Below are 13,904 nucleotides of genomic sequence, written 5' to 3' on the forward strand. Positions count from 1 at the left end.
GAGGGCACATAGTCGTGGTGTGGAAGAGAACCTGACCGTGGGACGGGTCGCGGAGCTGGCCGGGGTGACCGTCCGCACGCTGCACCACTACGACGAGATCGGCCTCGTGCAGCCGTCCGCGCGGACCGTGGGCGGATACCGGGCCTACAGCGCGGGCGACGTCGAGCGGCTGCGGGAGGTGCTCGTGTACCGGCGGCTGGGCTTCGGACTGCGCGAGATCGCGGACCTCGTCGACGACCCGGACACCGACGCGGTCGCGCACCTGCGCCGGCTGCGCGGCCTGCTGGTGGAGCAGCGCGACCGGGCCGCGGCCATGGTGGCGGCCATCGACCGGGAGCTGGAGGCGCGGGCGGCGGGGATCAGGACGACGCCGGAGGAGCAGCTGAAGGCGGTCGGCGCGCAGTTGTACGACGTCATCGGCTCCGCGTATCCGGCGACGCGGCGCACCGAGCCGAGGATCGCCGCGCGCATCTGGGCGGCGCTGGGCGACGCGCGGACGGTCCTGAACGTCGGGGCGGGCACCGGCTCGTACGAACCCGTCGACCGCGACGTGACGGCGGTGGAGCCGTCGGCGGTCATGCGGGCCCAACGCCCGACAGGCGCCGCGCCGTGCGTGGCCGCCGCCGCGGAACGCCTGCCGTTCGAGGACCGGTCCTTCGACGCCGCGATGGCCGTCAGCACCGTGCACCATTGGCGTGACCCGATCGCGGGACTGCGTGAGCTGCGCCGGGTGGCCCGCCGCGTGGTCGTGCTCACCTACGACGCCGACAGGACCGGCTGGCAGCGGCGCTTCTGGCTCACCCGCGACTACCTGCCCGAGTTCGCGGACCTGCTCATCGGCTGGCCGGCGATCGACGACCTGACCCGGGCGATCGGCGGGCACGCGGACCCGGTCCCCGTCCCGTGGGACTGCGTGGACGGGTTCTTCGAGGCGTACTGGCGCCGCCCCGAGGCGTACCTGGAGGAGCCCGTCCGCCGCGCGGTGTCGGTCTGGACCAGGGTCGGCCCGCAGGCCGAGCGGCGGGCGGTCGACAGGCTCCGCGAGGACCTGTCCTCGGGCCGCTGGGCCGAACGCAACCACGAGCTCGCCACCCTCGGCGCGGCCGACCTCGGCCTCCGCCTGCTGGTGGCCGGTTAGGACAGGGCCTCGCCGCCGATGTTGCTAATTCCCGTCGCTGGAACTCAGAAAGAAAATCTGACACGAAAAGTCTTCCCAACGTGGCCTGCGGCTTGCTACGTTCCTCGCCACGCCGGTCGAAACGGCGGTCAGCGAAGGGAAGTACCAGGTCAATGGACGTTCTTCAGGGTCTTGTCTCGCGCCGTCTCGTGCTGGGCGGCGGAGCCGGCGTGGCCGGCGCGGCCGCCCTCGCGCTCGCCGGCTGCGAGTCGGCGGTCGACCGGGCGCCGGTGGCGTCGACCGGTGCCCCGACCCGCGGCGGCACGCTGCAGCTCGCCGCGAGCGCCGACGCGCAGCCCGCCGCCGTCATGGCCAACCGGGCCGGCAACTGGATGTGGCGCCGGCTGGTGTTCGAGCCGCTCGCCGAGGTCGACGAGCGGCGCGAGCCGCAGCCGGTCCTCGCCAAGAGCTGGACGTTCAACGCCGAGCGCACCAGCGTCGTGCTGGAGCTGCGCGACGACGTGAAGTTCCACAGCGGCCGGCCGATGACCGCCGACGACGTCGTCTACTCCCTGGAGCAGGTCAAGGACGCCAAGAACGCCTCACAGCTGCGGGCCGTCGCGCTGAAGCTCACCAAGGTCGAGGCGACCGGCCCGCACCAGGTGACGATCACCCTGGCCAGGCCGACCGACAGCCTCTTCGACCTGTTCCACCTCACGATGATCGTGGACAAGGACACCTTCGCGAAGATCGGCGACGGCGGCCAGGTCGTCGGCACCGGCCCGTTCGTGTGGAAGCAGTGGAAGCCCGGCGCCTCGATCAGCCTGGAGCGCAACCCCGCCTACCGCGACCCGGAGCGGCCGTACCTGGACAAGGTCGAGATCGCCGTGATCACCGACCCGACCGCGCTGCAGACGGCACTGCGCGGCGGCCGCAGCCACCTCGTCAACGGGCTGTCCACCGCCGACATCAAGGCGCTGCGCGAGGACAAGGCATTCGCCCTCGAGAACGCCGGCGGCGTGTTCTACCCGCTCGGGCTGAACGTGACCGCGGCACCCTTCGACAAGAAGGAGGTCCGGCAGGCGGTCGGCTGGGCGCTGGACCGGGAGCGGATCAAGGCGCAGGTGTTCGGCGGCGACGCCACCGCCAGCGACCTGTGGTGGACCGCCGAGGAGACCGGCTACCCGAAGGACCTCGCCGGCCGGTACACCCTCGACATCGCCAAGGCGAAAGCGCTCGTCGAGCAGGCCGGCGCGAAGGGCGCCAAGGTGCCGATCGCGTTCGCCAACCTGCCGACGATGAAGAGCCTCTTCGAGATCGTCCGGTTCAACCTCGAGCAGATCGGGCTCGCCCCCGAGGCCGTCGCCCTGGACACCGCCGAGTTCGACTCCCGGCAGGTCAAGGGCACCCTCGGCCCGGCGTTCCTGCTGCTGCACGGCATGGTCGGCTTCTCCGCCGCGACCATCGTGGACGCGATGCCGTCGCTGCGCACCGGCAACCCGTCGCAGTTCGCCGCCGCGCAGTACGACCAGCTGCGCACCGGCCTGCAGGAGGCCGGCGAGGGCGCCAAGGGCACCGCGCTGGCGGCACTGTCGACCTACCTCCTCGACGAGGCGTTCAGCCACATCACGATGGTCGCGCCGCAGTACCACGTCCGCAGCGCCAAACTGCAGGGCGTCAAGACCGTCGCCCTCGGCAGCGTGGTCGCCACCGACGCGTACCTGGCGGCCTGACCGGCATGCTCTCCTTCCTGCTGCGCCGGGTGCCGGCGGTGCTCGGCGTGCTGCTGGTCAGCTCGGTGCTCGCGTTCGCGCTGCCGCGGCTCGCCCCGGGCGACCCGGCCGTCGCGGTCGCCGGCGCCGACGCGTCCCCGCAGCAGGTCGCCGAGGTCCGCACCCTGCTGGGCCTGGACCGGCCACCGGTCGAGCAGTACTTCCACTGGCTCGGCGGCGTGTTCACCGGTGACCTCGGCACCTCGTACCTCACCGGCCGCCCGGTCGCCGAGATGATCGGCGACCGGATCGGCAGCACCGTCGAGCTCGCCCTCGTCGCCGGCGTCATCATGGCCGTGCTCGGGATCGTGCTCGGCACCCTCGGCGGCGGCCCGCGCACCAGGTGGGCGCGCGGGGCCCTCGACGCCGTGAGCAGCCTGCTGCTGGCCGCCCCGCCGTTCCTCACCGGGCTGCTGCTGGCGCTGCTGCTCGGCGTCACGTTCCGGGTCCTGCCGGTCAGCGGCGAGGTCTCCCTGCTGGACGACCCGGACATCGCGCTGCAATACCTGGCGCTGCCCGCGCTCGCCCTGGCGCTGCCGCAGGCGGCGGCGATCGGCCGGCTGCTGGAGACCGCGATGCGGCAGGCCCGCGCCGACGACCACGTCGACCTCGCCGTCGCCAAGGGCGCCCGCCCGGTCCGCGTCACCGTCAGGCACGTGCTGCGCAACAGCATCGGCACCGCCGTCGTCGCCATCGGCATCCGCCTCGGCGAGCTGCTCGCCGGCGCCATCGTCGTCGAGGCGATCTTCGCCCGCAACGGTCTCGGCAGCCTCGTCGTGTCCAGCGTCCGCGACCGCGACTACCTCGTCGTGCAGGTGCTCGTCCTGGCGGCCGTCGCGGTCGCCGCCGCGATCCAGCTGCTCACCGAGGTCCTCCTCGCCACCCTCGACCCCCGCATCCGACTGGAGGCATCGTGAGCAGATACCTGCGGGCGCTGCGCCGGCCGCGTGGGGCCGCCGGCGCCGCCGTCCTCGCCGTCCTGTCCGTGGCCGCGCTGCTCGTGCCGCTGCTCGGCGGTTACGACGCGCAAGGCGCCGACGCGTTCGCCGCACCCGGCGGGACCCGGCCGTTCGGCACCGACGAGCTCGGCCGCGACATCTTCGTCCGGACCCTGTTCGGGCTGCGCACCGACCTGTCACTGATCTTCGTCGCGGTCCCGGTCAGCGCGGTCCTCGGCACCCTGCTCGGCCTGTCCGGCGCGGTCGCGCCGTGGCTCGGCACCCTCACCCAGCGCGCCCTCGACGTCATCCTCGGCTTCCCGTCGCTGGTGCTGGGCATCTGCGTCGCGCTCGTGCTGCGGCCCGGCTGGTGGGCGCTCGTCGTGGCGATCGCGATCTACGGCCTCCCCGCGTTCGGCCGGCTCGCCCGCGCCTCCCTGCTCGCCCAGCAGCAGCGTGACTACGTGCTCGCCGCCCGGGTCATGCGGGTGCCCGGCCGGACCATCATGGTGCGGCACATCCTGCCCAACGCCGTCGACCCGATCATCGTGCAGACCGCGGTCGGCATGGTCGCCGCGGTGTTCCTCGAGTCGTCGCTGAGCATCGTCGGCCTCGGCGTCCAGCCGCCGGAGCCGTCGCTGGGCGCGCTGCTCAACGTCGGCATGCGGCACATGAGCGAGCAGCCCGTCTACGTGCTGGGCCCCGCGCTCGTCCTCCTGCTCCTCGCGCTCGGCCTGAGCCTGCTCGCCGACGCGCTCAACGCGGCGGTGAACCGTACATGAGCGACCTCCTCGACGTGCGCGGCCTGCGCACCCAGTTCGACACCCCGGCCGGCGTCGTGCACGCGGTGCGGGACGTGTCCTTCACCGTGCCCGCCGGCGGGATCGTCGGCCTGGTCGGCGAGTCCGGATCCGGCAAGTCGGTCACCGCCCGCTCGATCCTGCGCCTGCTGCGCCCGCCCGGCCGGGTCACCGCCGGCGAGATCCGCTTCGCCGGCAAGGACCTGCTCGCCATGTCCGAGGCGCAGCTCCGCGCCGTCCGCGGCCGCGACATCGCGATGGTGTTCCAGGACCCGCAGTCGGCGCTGAACCCCGTGATGCGCGTCGGCGACCAGGTCGCCGAGGCACTGCTGGTGCACGGCACCGGCCGCCGCGCCGCCACCGCCCGCGCCGCCGAACTGCTCGACCTCGTCGGCATCCCCGACGCGCGGCGACGCATGGCCGACTACCCGCACCAGTTCTCCGGCGGCATGCGGCAACGGGTCGTCATCGCGACCGCGCTCGCCAACGACCCGCGGCTGCTCATCGCCGACGAGCCCACCACCGCCCTCGACGTCACGATCCAGGCGCAGATCCTGCGGCTGCTCGCCCGGCTGCGCGATGACCTCGGGGTCGCCGTCCTCATGATCACCCATGACCTGGGGGTCGTCGCCGAACTCTGCTCGCAGGCCGTCGTCATGTACGGCGGACGCGTCGTCGAACGAGGCGCCGTCACCGACCTGTTCGGCGCGGCGGCCCACCCGTACACGGCGGCGCTGCTGCGAGCGGTGCCCCGCCTGGACGGCGAGCGCGGCGCCCGGCTCGCCGCGATCGGCGGCACCCCGCCCGACCCGGCAGACCTGCCGGACGGCTGCGCGTTCCACACCCGCTGCCCTCTCGCCGTCGACCGGTGCGCCACCGAACGCCCACCACTGTCCTCCGTGGGCGACGGCCACGTCAGCGCGTGCTGGCGCAGCGGCGAGCGTGACCTCGACCCGCCGGAGCCGCCCCCGGTCGCGATGCGCAAGCCCACCGCCGGTGAGCCGCTGCTGGAGCTGCACGACCTGCGCGTCGACGTCACCGGCGGCCGCCGCCCCGCACCCTGGAAGCCGCCGCGGCCGGTGTACGCCGTGGACGGCATCTCCCTGCACGTCGCCGCGGGGGAGACCCTCGGCCTCGTCGGCGAGAGCGGCTGCGGCAAGTCCACCCTGTCCCGCGCCGTCGTCGGCCTGCACCGCCCGGCCGGTGGGCGGATCGTCGCGGACAGCCCGGTCCAGTACGTGTTCCAGGACCCTTACGCCTCGCTCAACCCGCGGCGTACCGTCCGCCAGTCGCTCGGCGAGGCGCTGCAGGCGGGCGGCGTCACCGGCGCGGCCGCCGCCACCCGGGCCGCCGAGCTGCTGGAGACCGTCGGACTCGGACCCGGGCACCTGGACCGCTATCCGCACGAGTTCTCCGGCGGTCAGCGCCAGCGCATCGGCATCGCCCGGGCCCTCGCGACCAACCCGCGGGTGCTCATCCTCGACGAGCCCGTCTCGGCCCTGGACGTGTCGATCCAGGCGCAGATCGTCAACCTGCTCGCCGACCTGCGGGACCGGCTCGGCCTCGGCTACCTGTTCATCGCCCACGACCTCGCCGTCGTGCGGCACCTCAGCGACCGCGTCGCCGTCATGTACCTCGGCCGCGTCGTGGAGACCGGACCCGCCGACGCCGTCTACGACCAGCCGCTGCACCCGTACACGGCGGCGCTGCTGTCCGCGGCGCCCGAGCCCGTGCCCGGTGCCGCCGGCCGGACCCGGATCGTCGTCGGCGGTGACCTGCCCAGCCCCGCCGACCCGCCGTCGGGCTGCCGCTTCCGCACCCGCTGCCCGATCGGCCCGCTGCACGACCCTTCGCGCACGATCTGCGTCACCGACGACCCCGCCCTGACCGGCGACTCGGGTCACCGGGCCGCCTGCCACTTCCCCGGCTCGCTCTCATGAGGGCCATGTACGTGCTCCGGCCCGAGTCCCTGCCGCCGGACCTGCTGGGCCGCGCCGCCGACGCCGGCCTCGACACCGTCATCACCAAGGCCGCCGCGGTCACCGACGAGCTCGCCGCCTCGTGCGCCGGGCTCGGCCTGACCGTCCTGGGCAGCGTCGCCTGCTTCTCCGACCACGCCGAGCCACCGTCGGCCCGCCGCGAGGACCTGCGCCCGGTCGGGCCCGACGGTCAGGTGTGGCAGCCGATGGAGTGGTACCACGGCATCGTCCCGACCGACGCCACCTACACCGACGCCCTGATCGAGCGGTGCGCCACCCTCGCCGCCGGGCCGCTCGCGGGGCTGGTGCTCGACTTCATCCGCTGGCCGCTGCACTGGGAGCTGGAGCTGCGCCCCGGCGCGGTCCCGCGCGCGTCGTCGTTCGACCCGGTCACCGTGGCCCGGTTCGGCGGCCGGCCGGTGCCGGGCAGTCCACAGTGGACCACGTTCAGGTGCGCGGTCATCACCGACGTCGTGCGGCGGGTCGCGGAGCGGGTCCGGCCACACCGCTGGCTGGGTGCCTTCGTCGTGCCGGCGGACGACACCACCCGGCGGGAGCTGCTCGGCCAGGCCGTCGCCGACTGGCGGCCGTGGCTCGACGGGGTGCTGCCCATGACGTACCACAGCATCCTGCACCGACCGGCGGCCTTCGTCGGCGAACGCGGACGGGAGGTCGCCGCCGCGTTCGGCGGATCGACGACCACTATGGTCCAGGTGACCGCGGACCCCGCGACCGCCCGCGGCTGGGACTGGGGAGCGCCGGTCACGCGCGCGGACCTGACCGCCGCCCTGCACCACGCGGACACCGCCGGCGACGGCTGGTGCCTGTTTCCCGGCGACGGCATGGACGAGCCCCGGTGGCGGCTCGTCGCACAGCACCTCGCACACCACACAGGGGAGGAACCGAAATGAGCGGACTGGAGCGTAGCGGAAGCCCGCGAATCATGGGCGCAGGTTGCGGCTCAGGCCGGCGCCGGAGCGCAGCGGAGGTGACGGCGTGAGCGGACTGGAGCGTAGCGGAAGCCCGCGAATGATGGGCGCAGGTTGCGGCTCAGGCCGGCGCCGGAGCGCAGCGGAGGTGACGGCATGAGCGGAGATGTGTTGGTCCGGTTGCGGACCATGATGTCCAACCTGCCGCGCGCCGAGCAGGCGATCGCCCGGCGGGTCCTCGACGATCCCGGCGCGACCGCCGAGATGACCATCTCCGAGCTGGCGCAGCTGTGCGGCACGTCGGAGACGACCGTCACCCGCTTCTGCCGCTCCATCGGCCTGCGCGGCTACGCCCAGCTGCGGCTGCACCTGGCCGCCGAGGCCGAGCGGCTGCGCGCCGACGACCGCGCCGACACCGCCCTCGGCGGCGACATCGCCCGCGACGACTCGCTCACCGACCTCATCAAGAAGGTCGGGTTCGCCGACGCCCGCGCGGTCGAGGACACCGTCGCGCACCTCGACGTCGCCGTGCTGGACGCGCTCGTCACCGCGATCCTCGCCGCTTCCCGCATCGACGTGTACGGCGTCGGCTCCACCGCCACCGTCGCGCAGGACGCCGCGTACAAGCTGCACCGGGCCGGGCGCCCGGCCGTCGCCTGGGCCGACGTGCACGGCGCGCTGATGAGCGCCTCGACCCTGACCACCGGCGACGTCGCCCTCGCGATCAGCCATTCGGGGCGGACGAAGGAGATCCTCGACGCGCTCGGCGAGGCGAAGCGGCGTGGGGCGACCACCGCCGTCGTCACCAGCAACCCGCAGTCCCCGGCCGCCGAGCAGGCCGACCTGGTCCTCACCACCGCGGCGAGGGAGACCACCTTCCGCAGCGGCGGCACCGCCTCGCGCACCGCGCAGCTGACCGTCGTGGACTGCATCTACGTCGCGCTCTCGCACCGCCGCTACGACGAGTCGCTCGAGGCGATGGAGCGCGCCCACGACGCGGTGCGCGGGCACGTCCTGCCCTTCGACCGGCAGGGACGATGACCGCCGTCGTGCGGGTCGGGTCACCCACGGAGGCCGGCAACCCCGCCACCGCCGACATCGACCTGCTCGACACGCTGGGCATCCTGCACCGCATCAACGCCGAGGACGCGAAGGTGCCCGCCGCCGTCGGCGCGGCCCTGCCCTCGCTGGCCCGCGCCGTCGACCTGGCCGTCGACCGCCTGCACGCCGGCGGCCGCATCCACTACGCCGGCGCCGGCTCCTCGGGCCGCTTCGGGGTCCTGGACGCCGCCGAGGTCCCGCCCACCTACGGCTTCCCGACCGGCAGGTTCGTCGCACACCTGGCCGGCGGCGCGATCGCCATGACCGACGCGGTCGAGGAGGTCGAGGACGACGTGACCACGGGCCGCGCCGACCTGTCCGGCGTCCGCGCGACCGACCTGGTCGTCGGCCTCACCGCCAGCGGCCGCACGCCCTACGTCGCGGGCGCCTTCGCCGCAGCCCGGGCCGCGGGCGCGGCGACGGTCCTGGTCACCGCCAACCCCTCGGCGCCGCTGGGCACCGGCTGCGACGTCTGTGTCTGCGTCGACACCGGCCCGGAGGCGGTGGCCGGCTCGACCCGCATGAAGGCCGGCACCGCCCAGAAGGTCGTCCTGCACACCTTCTCGACCGCCGTGATGATCCGCCTCGGCCGCACCTACTCCAACCTGATGGTCGACGTCGTGGCCACCAACGCCAAGCTCCGCGGCCGCGTCCTCAACACCCTCGCCCAGGCCACCGGCGCCACCGACGACGCCTGCCACGCCGCGCTGACGGCCGCCGACGGCGACCTGAAGGTGGCCCTGACCAGCCTTCTGGGCGGGGTGGACGCCCTGACCGCCCGCGCCGCCCTCGCCACCGCCGGCGGGGTGGTGCGGCTCGCCCTGACCCGCCTGGCCGGCCCGTGACCACCCCCGCCGGAGCCGGTCCCAGCGACCGCCCGGCGACAGACTCCAGCGACCGTGCGACGCCAGCCCTCAGCGACCGTCCCGCGCCAGGCCCCGGTGGCCGCACGGCGACAGGCTCCTGCGACCGCCCGGTGCCGGACCTCGGTGGCCGCCCAGCGCCGGGCCTCGGCGAGGGGGCGGCCGTCCCGGTCAGCGTCGGATCCGAGGTCCGGGCCCGGATCCACGACCTCCCGGCGTCGGGCTCCAGCGACGGTCGCGCGGCGGCGGGCCTCGGTGGCCGCGCGGCGCCGGGCCTCGGCGAGGGGGTGGCCGTCCTGGTTGGCGGTGGATCGGAGGTCTGGGCCCGGATCCACGACTTCTCGGCGTCGGGCTCCAGCGACGGTCGCGCGGCGGCGGGTCTCAGTGGCCGCGCGGCGCCGGGCCTCGGCGAGGGGGTGGCCGTCCTGGTTGGCGGTGGATCGGAGGTCTGGGCCCGGACTCACGACTTCTCGGCGTCGGGCTCCAGCGACGGTCGCGCGGCGGCGGGTCTCAGTGGCCGCGCGGCGCCGGGCCTCGGCGAGGGGGCGATCGTCCTGGTCAGCGGTGGATCCGAGGTCCGGGCCCGGACTCACGACCTCCCGGCATCGGGCCCAAGCGACGGCCGCGCGTCGGGCCTCAGCGGCCGCGCGGCGCCGGGCCTCAGCGGGCGCGCGGCGGCGGGCCTCAGCGGGCGCGCGGCGGCGGGCCTCAGCGGGCGCGCGGCGCCGGGCGCCGGCGAGGGGGCGGCCGTCCTGGCCGTGGACGTCGGCGGATCCGGGGTCCGGGCGCGGATCGGCCGGGCCGGACAAGTGCTGGCCGCCGGGGAGCGCCGGGAACCCATGACCATCGACGGGCCGCACCTCACCGGCGTGCTCACCGCACTGATCGCCGACCTGCACGCGGCGGCCGGGCGCCCCGAGCTCGCCGTCGCCGTGGTCGGCTGCACCGGTGCGGCACTGCTCGGCGACGAGCTGCGGGCCGCCGTCACCGCCGCCGTGCACCGGGCCTGCGCGGCCCGGGACGTCGTCGTCTGCTCCGACCTGCTCACCGGCTATCTCGGCGCGGTCGGTCTCACCCCCGGCGCGGTCCTCGCCGCCGGCACCGGCGCGGTGGCGCTCGGCACCGACCTCGCCGGCACCTGGCGGCGCGTCGACGGCTGGGGGCACCTGCTCGGTGACACCGGCGGCGGGGCATGGATCGGCCGGGAGGGGATGCGTGCCGCATACCGCGCCGCCGACGGCCGGGAGGACGGCTCCGCCACTCTCCTCGCCGCGCTCCGCCAGGCCCACGGCGACCCGCGGGCATTCGTCGCCGACCTCACCGCCCGCCCCGACCGTGCCGGAGTCTTCGCCGCCTTCGCCCCCGCCGTCATCGCCGCCGCCCCCCTCGCACCCCACCACCCAAGCACAGCGGTACGACAGAAAACCGCGGGCGACCCGGTGGCCGCGGACATCGTGCGCCGCGCGGCCGGGCACCTCGCCGACACCCTGCGGGCGGCGCTGCCCCCGCACGCCGGGCCGGTCCTCGCCGTCACCGGAAACCTGCTGCGGGTGGGCAGCCCGCTCACCGAAGCGTTCGCCGCCGCACTGCGGCGACCGCTGCGGCAGGCGGCCGGCACCCCACTCGACGGCGCGGCCGCCCTCGCCGCCGCCGTGCTCCGAGGTCCGTTGCCCGCCGGGATGGCGGACGCGGCGGCCCTCAGCGTGCACCACCCCCACAGTTAGGAGCGCCTGTGTTCCGTCCCCTCGTCGCCTTCGCCGCCGCCGCCGGTACCGTCGCCGCACTGCTGGTCACGGCAGCACCCGCCTACGCCGCCAACCCCGAACCCGCCGTGGTGCCCAGTCTGCGGCAGTGGACCGGCGGGACCGGCGGTCTCACCCTCACCACCGCCAGCCGGATCGTCGTGGCCACCGGCAGCGCCGGGCAGTACACCAGCGGCGTCACCTCCGAGCTGCTGTCGCACCGCACGGCCGGTCAGGTCGCCGACCGGATCCGGGCCGACGTCGCCGCCGTCACCGGGCTCAGCCCGGCCGTCGTCACCGCCGCGGCGCCCGCCGCCGGCGACATCTTCCTGCACCTGGCCGCCGACGCCGGGCTCGGCACGGAAGGCTACGCGCTCAGCACCGGCGGCACCGTCGACATCAGCGCGCCGACGTCGACCGGGCTGCTCAACGGTGGCCGTACCCTCACCCAGCTGCTCAGACTGGACAGCGTCCACCGCACCGTCCCGGCCGGCACCGCACGGGACTGGCCGTCGCTCGCCTACCGCGCCGAGCACTTCGACGTCAGCCGCCGCTTCATGTCGGTCGCCGCGATCCAGGACGAGATCCGCCGCGCCGCCTGGAACAAGCTCAACGTCGTCCAGCTGATGTTCAACCAGGCCAACGCGTTCCGGCTGTACAGCCCGACCTACGCCGCGCTCGCCCCGACCGATCCGGCGCAGCGCTACAGCCAGGCCGACATCGCCGCGATCGAGGCCGTCGCCGCCGAGTACCACGTGACGATCGTGCCGGAGATCCAGAACCCGACGAAGGTCCAGCCGATCGCCACGTTCGGCGGCACCGACCGGTCGCTGAGCGCGCAGTGCGGCGACGACTCCACCCTCGACTTCACCGACCCGGCCGTGACCGCGTGGATGCAGCAGCTCGTCGCGCACTTCCAGAGCTGGTTCGCCGGCGCGTACGTCCACCTCGGCAACGACGAGGTCCCGACGGCGCTGGCGACCTGCCCGTACATCCAGGCGAAGTACACCGCGGCCGCGCCGACGATGGCGGACCTGCAGGAGCAGTACATCGCCGCGCTGCAGCAGACCGTCGAGGCCTCCGGCCGCAAGGCGATGATCTGGGTCAACAACACCGACATCCGGCCCAGCACGAACGTGCTCATCATGAACTTCGGCGCCACCTCGGTGTCCAGCACGATGCGGTCGCTGGGCTACCAGGTCGTCGAGTCCGCGTACAAGACCGGCGCCTACGACCGGTTCTACATCGCGCCCGGCGACTACGAGAGCAAGGTCGTGCCGCGCGGCGACATGTACGCGTGGACGCCGGTCAGCAGCACCTTCAACAAGGGTCAGGTCCTCGCGTACTGGGGCGACGACGAGTTCTTCAGCGAGACCGACTTCGTGCTGGACCTCTTCGACGGCCGGCGCGGCGAGCTCGCCGAGCGGACCTGGAACGCAGACCCCGCCACGCTGACCTTCGCGCAGTTCACGGCGGCGGCCGCGGCGGTCGGCGACGCCCCGGGAGCCACGCCGCGCACGGCACCGCCGGCGTCCACGAACGGGCAGCCGATCCACCGGTGGACGTTCGACAGCACGTACACGCCGACGACCGCGACCCACTACCCCGGCGGCTGGAAGATGAGCACCGGCGACAGCGTCGGCACGTTGCACGCCAACGGCTGGCTCTACCCGCCGACGTTCCCGGTCGCCGGGCGCACCGGCAACGCCGTGAAGTTCACCGCCGGCACGAGCCAGACGTTCAACCTCGGCGGCCGGGCCGTCCAGGCGCCGTGGACGTTCTCCGTGTGGATCAACCGGACCGCGGCCTCCACCAACACGGTCCTGCTGCGCGACATGGACTACGCGATCAAGGTCGAGGAGTACGGCAGCACCAACCAGGTCGGCATCACGAGGTACGGCGTCGGCAACTACGCCTTCACCTACGCGCTGCCGCTCAACCAGTGGACGATGCTGACGCTGGTCGGCACCACCACCGGCACGAGCCTCTACGTCAACGGCGCCTTCCAGCAGACGCTGCCGCAGGTCATCGCGCTGCCGCTCGGCGGGTTCGGCGGCAAGCGGCCGTTCACCGGGCTGCTCGACGACGCGGTCGCGTACCGCCAGGCGCTGACCGGGACCGAGATCGCCGCCCTGTACGGCGGCACGGACCTCGCCCAGGGCCGTCCGGTCACGGCGTCCAGCACGTACCGGGTGGGCGTCGAGCCGGTCAACGCGGTGGACGGCGACCCGGCCACCCGCTGGTCCAGCGACCGCTCCGACCCGCAGTGGATCCAGGTCGACCTCGGCACCACCCGCACCGTCAACCGGGTACGCATCAACTGGGAGGCCGCGTACGGCAAGACGTACAAGATCCAGACGTCGCCGGACGGCAGCACCTGGACCGACATCTTCAGCACCACGACGGGCGACGGCGGCGTCGACGACCTGACCGGCCTGTCCGGCACCGGCCGCTACGTCCGCATGTACGGCACCCAGCGTGGCACCGTCTACGGCTATTCGATCTGGGACTTCAACGTGTACGGCTCCTGACGTCTCCGCGGGTCTCGTGCAGCGGGGGGGGGGGGGGGGGGGACCCCGCGGCCCCCACCCCCAAGAGAAAGAGCGAGGGGGTGCGGGGGGAGCGGACGTTGGTTGTGAGCAACACCCGAGTACGGTGGTGCA

At 74.2% G+C, this 13,904-nt stretch carries 10 protein-coding genes; all 10 read left to right on the top strand.

Annotated elements, in window-relative coordinates:
- Positions 1-19 precede the first annotated feature (19 nt).
- The 10 genes from ACZ6TV_RS07145 to ACZ6TV_RS07190 all read left to right on the top strand — a co-directional run bounded on the left by ACZ6TV_RS07145 (position 20) and on the right by ACZ6TV_RS07190 (position 13,772).
- Positions 20-1,138 (top strand): MerR family transcriptional regulator, encoded by a 1,119-nt coding sequence (locus ACZ6TV_RS07145; protein WP_465296258.1) that lies wholly within the window; start codon positions 20-22, stop codon positions 1,136-1,138.
- Between the two features lie 152 nt (positions 1,139-1,290).
- Complete coding sequence (locus tag ACZ6TV_RS07150; protein ID WP_465296259.1) at positions 1,291-2,850, top strand: ABC transporter substrate-binding protein; 1,560 nt, start codon at positions 1,291-1,293, stop codon at positions 2,848-2,850.
- A 5-nt stretch (positions 2,851-2,855) separates the two neighbouring features.
- The gene (locus ACZ6TV_RS07155) at positions 2,856-3,806 is read left to right on the top strand and encodes an ABC transporter permease (RefSeq protein WP_465296260.1); all 951 of its coding nucleotides are present in this window, start codon (positions 2,856-2,858) and stop codon (positions 3,804-3,806) included.
- Complete coding sequence (locus tag ACZ6TV_RS07160; RefSeq protein WP_465296261.1) at positions 3,803-4,609, top strand: ABC transporter permease; 807 nt, start codon at positions 3,803-3,805, stop codon at positions 4,607-4,609. Before ACZ6TV_RS07155 ends, ACZ6TV_RS07160 begins: the two co-directional genes overlap by 4 nt.
- Positions 4,606-6,567: a dipeptide ABC transporter ATP-binding protein gene (locus ACZ6TV_RS07165; protein ID WP_465296262.1), complete on the top strand. Its 1,962-nt coding sequence runs from the start codon at positions 4,606-4,608 to the stop codon at positions 6,565-6,567. The genes ACZ6TV_RS07160 and ACZ6TV_RS07165 overlap by 4 nt, the downstream gene beginning before the upstream one ends.
- Before the next feature lie 5 nt (positions 6,568-6,572).
- Entirely contained in the window at positions 6,573-7,517 is a 945-nt protein-coding gene (locus ACZ6TV_RS07170; RefSeq protein WP_465296263.1) for a hypothetical protein, read from the top strand.
- A 174-nt stretch (positions 7,518-7,691) separates the two neighbouring features.
- Positions 7,692-8,576, top strand: a complete 885-nt coding sequence (locus ACZ6TV_RS07175) for a MurR/RpiR family transcriptional regulator (RefSeq protein WP_465296264.1) — start codon at positions 7,692-7,694, stop codon at positions 8,574-8,576.
- Positions 8,573-9,481 carry an N-acetylmuramic acid 6-phosphate etherase gene (locus ACZ6TV_RS07180; protein WP_465296265.1) on the top strand — a complete coding sequence of 303 codons (909 nt, stop codon included), beginning with the start codon at positions 8,573-8,575 and terminating at the stop codon, positions 9,479-9,481. The genes ACZ6TV_RS07175 and ACZ6TV_RS07180 overlap by 4 nt, the downstream gene beginning before the upstream one ends.
- 131 nt (positions 9,482-9,612) lie before the next feature.
- Positions 9,613-11,223, top strand: coding sequence for an N-acetylglucosamine kinase (locus ACZ6TV_RS07185; RefSeq protein ID WP_465296266.1), 1,611 nt, complete (start codon positions 9,613-9,615; stop codon positions 11,221-11,223).
- An 8-nt stretch (positions 11,224-11,231) separates the two neighbouring features.
- Positions 11,232-13,772 carry a family 20 glycosylhydrolase gene (locus tag ACZ6TV_RS07190; protein ID WP_465296267.1) on the top strand — a complete coding sequence of 847 codons (2,541 nt, stop codon included), beginning with the start codon at positions 11,232-11,234 and terminating at the stop codon, positions 13,770-13,772.
- The last annotated feature ends 132 nt before the right edge of the window (positions 13,773-13,904 follow it).

The sequence above is a fragment of the Dactylosporangium sp. NPDC051087 genome (assembly GCF_055586325.1).

Coding starts and splice junctions, on each gene's coding strand:
- ACZ6TV_RS07180 (WP_465296265.1), top strand. CDS start 8,573: ATGACCGCCGTCGTGCGGGTCGGGTCACCCACGGAGGCCGGCAACCCC.
- ACZ6TV_RS07150 (WP_465296259.1), top strand. CDS start 1,291: ATGGACGTTCTTCAGGGTCTTGTCTCGCGCCGTCTCGTGCTGGGCGGC.
- ACZ6TV_RS07165 (WP_465296262.1), top strand. CDS start 4,606: ATGAGCGACCTCCTCGACGTGCGCGGCCTGCGCACCCAGTTCGACACC.
- ACZ6TV_RS07155 (WP_465296260.1), top strand. CDS start 2,856: ATGCTCTCCTTCCTGCTGCGCCGGGTGCCGGCGGTGCTCGGCGTGCTG.
- ACZ6TV_RS07170 (WP_465296263.1), top strand. CDS start 6,573: ATGTACGTGCTCCGGCCCGAGTCCCTGCCGCCGGACCTGCTGGGCCGC.
- ACZ6TV_RS07175 (WP_465296264.1), top strand. CDS start 7,692: ATGAGCGGAGATGTGTTGGTCCGGTTGCGGACCATGATGTCCAACCTG.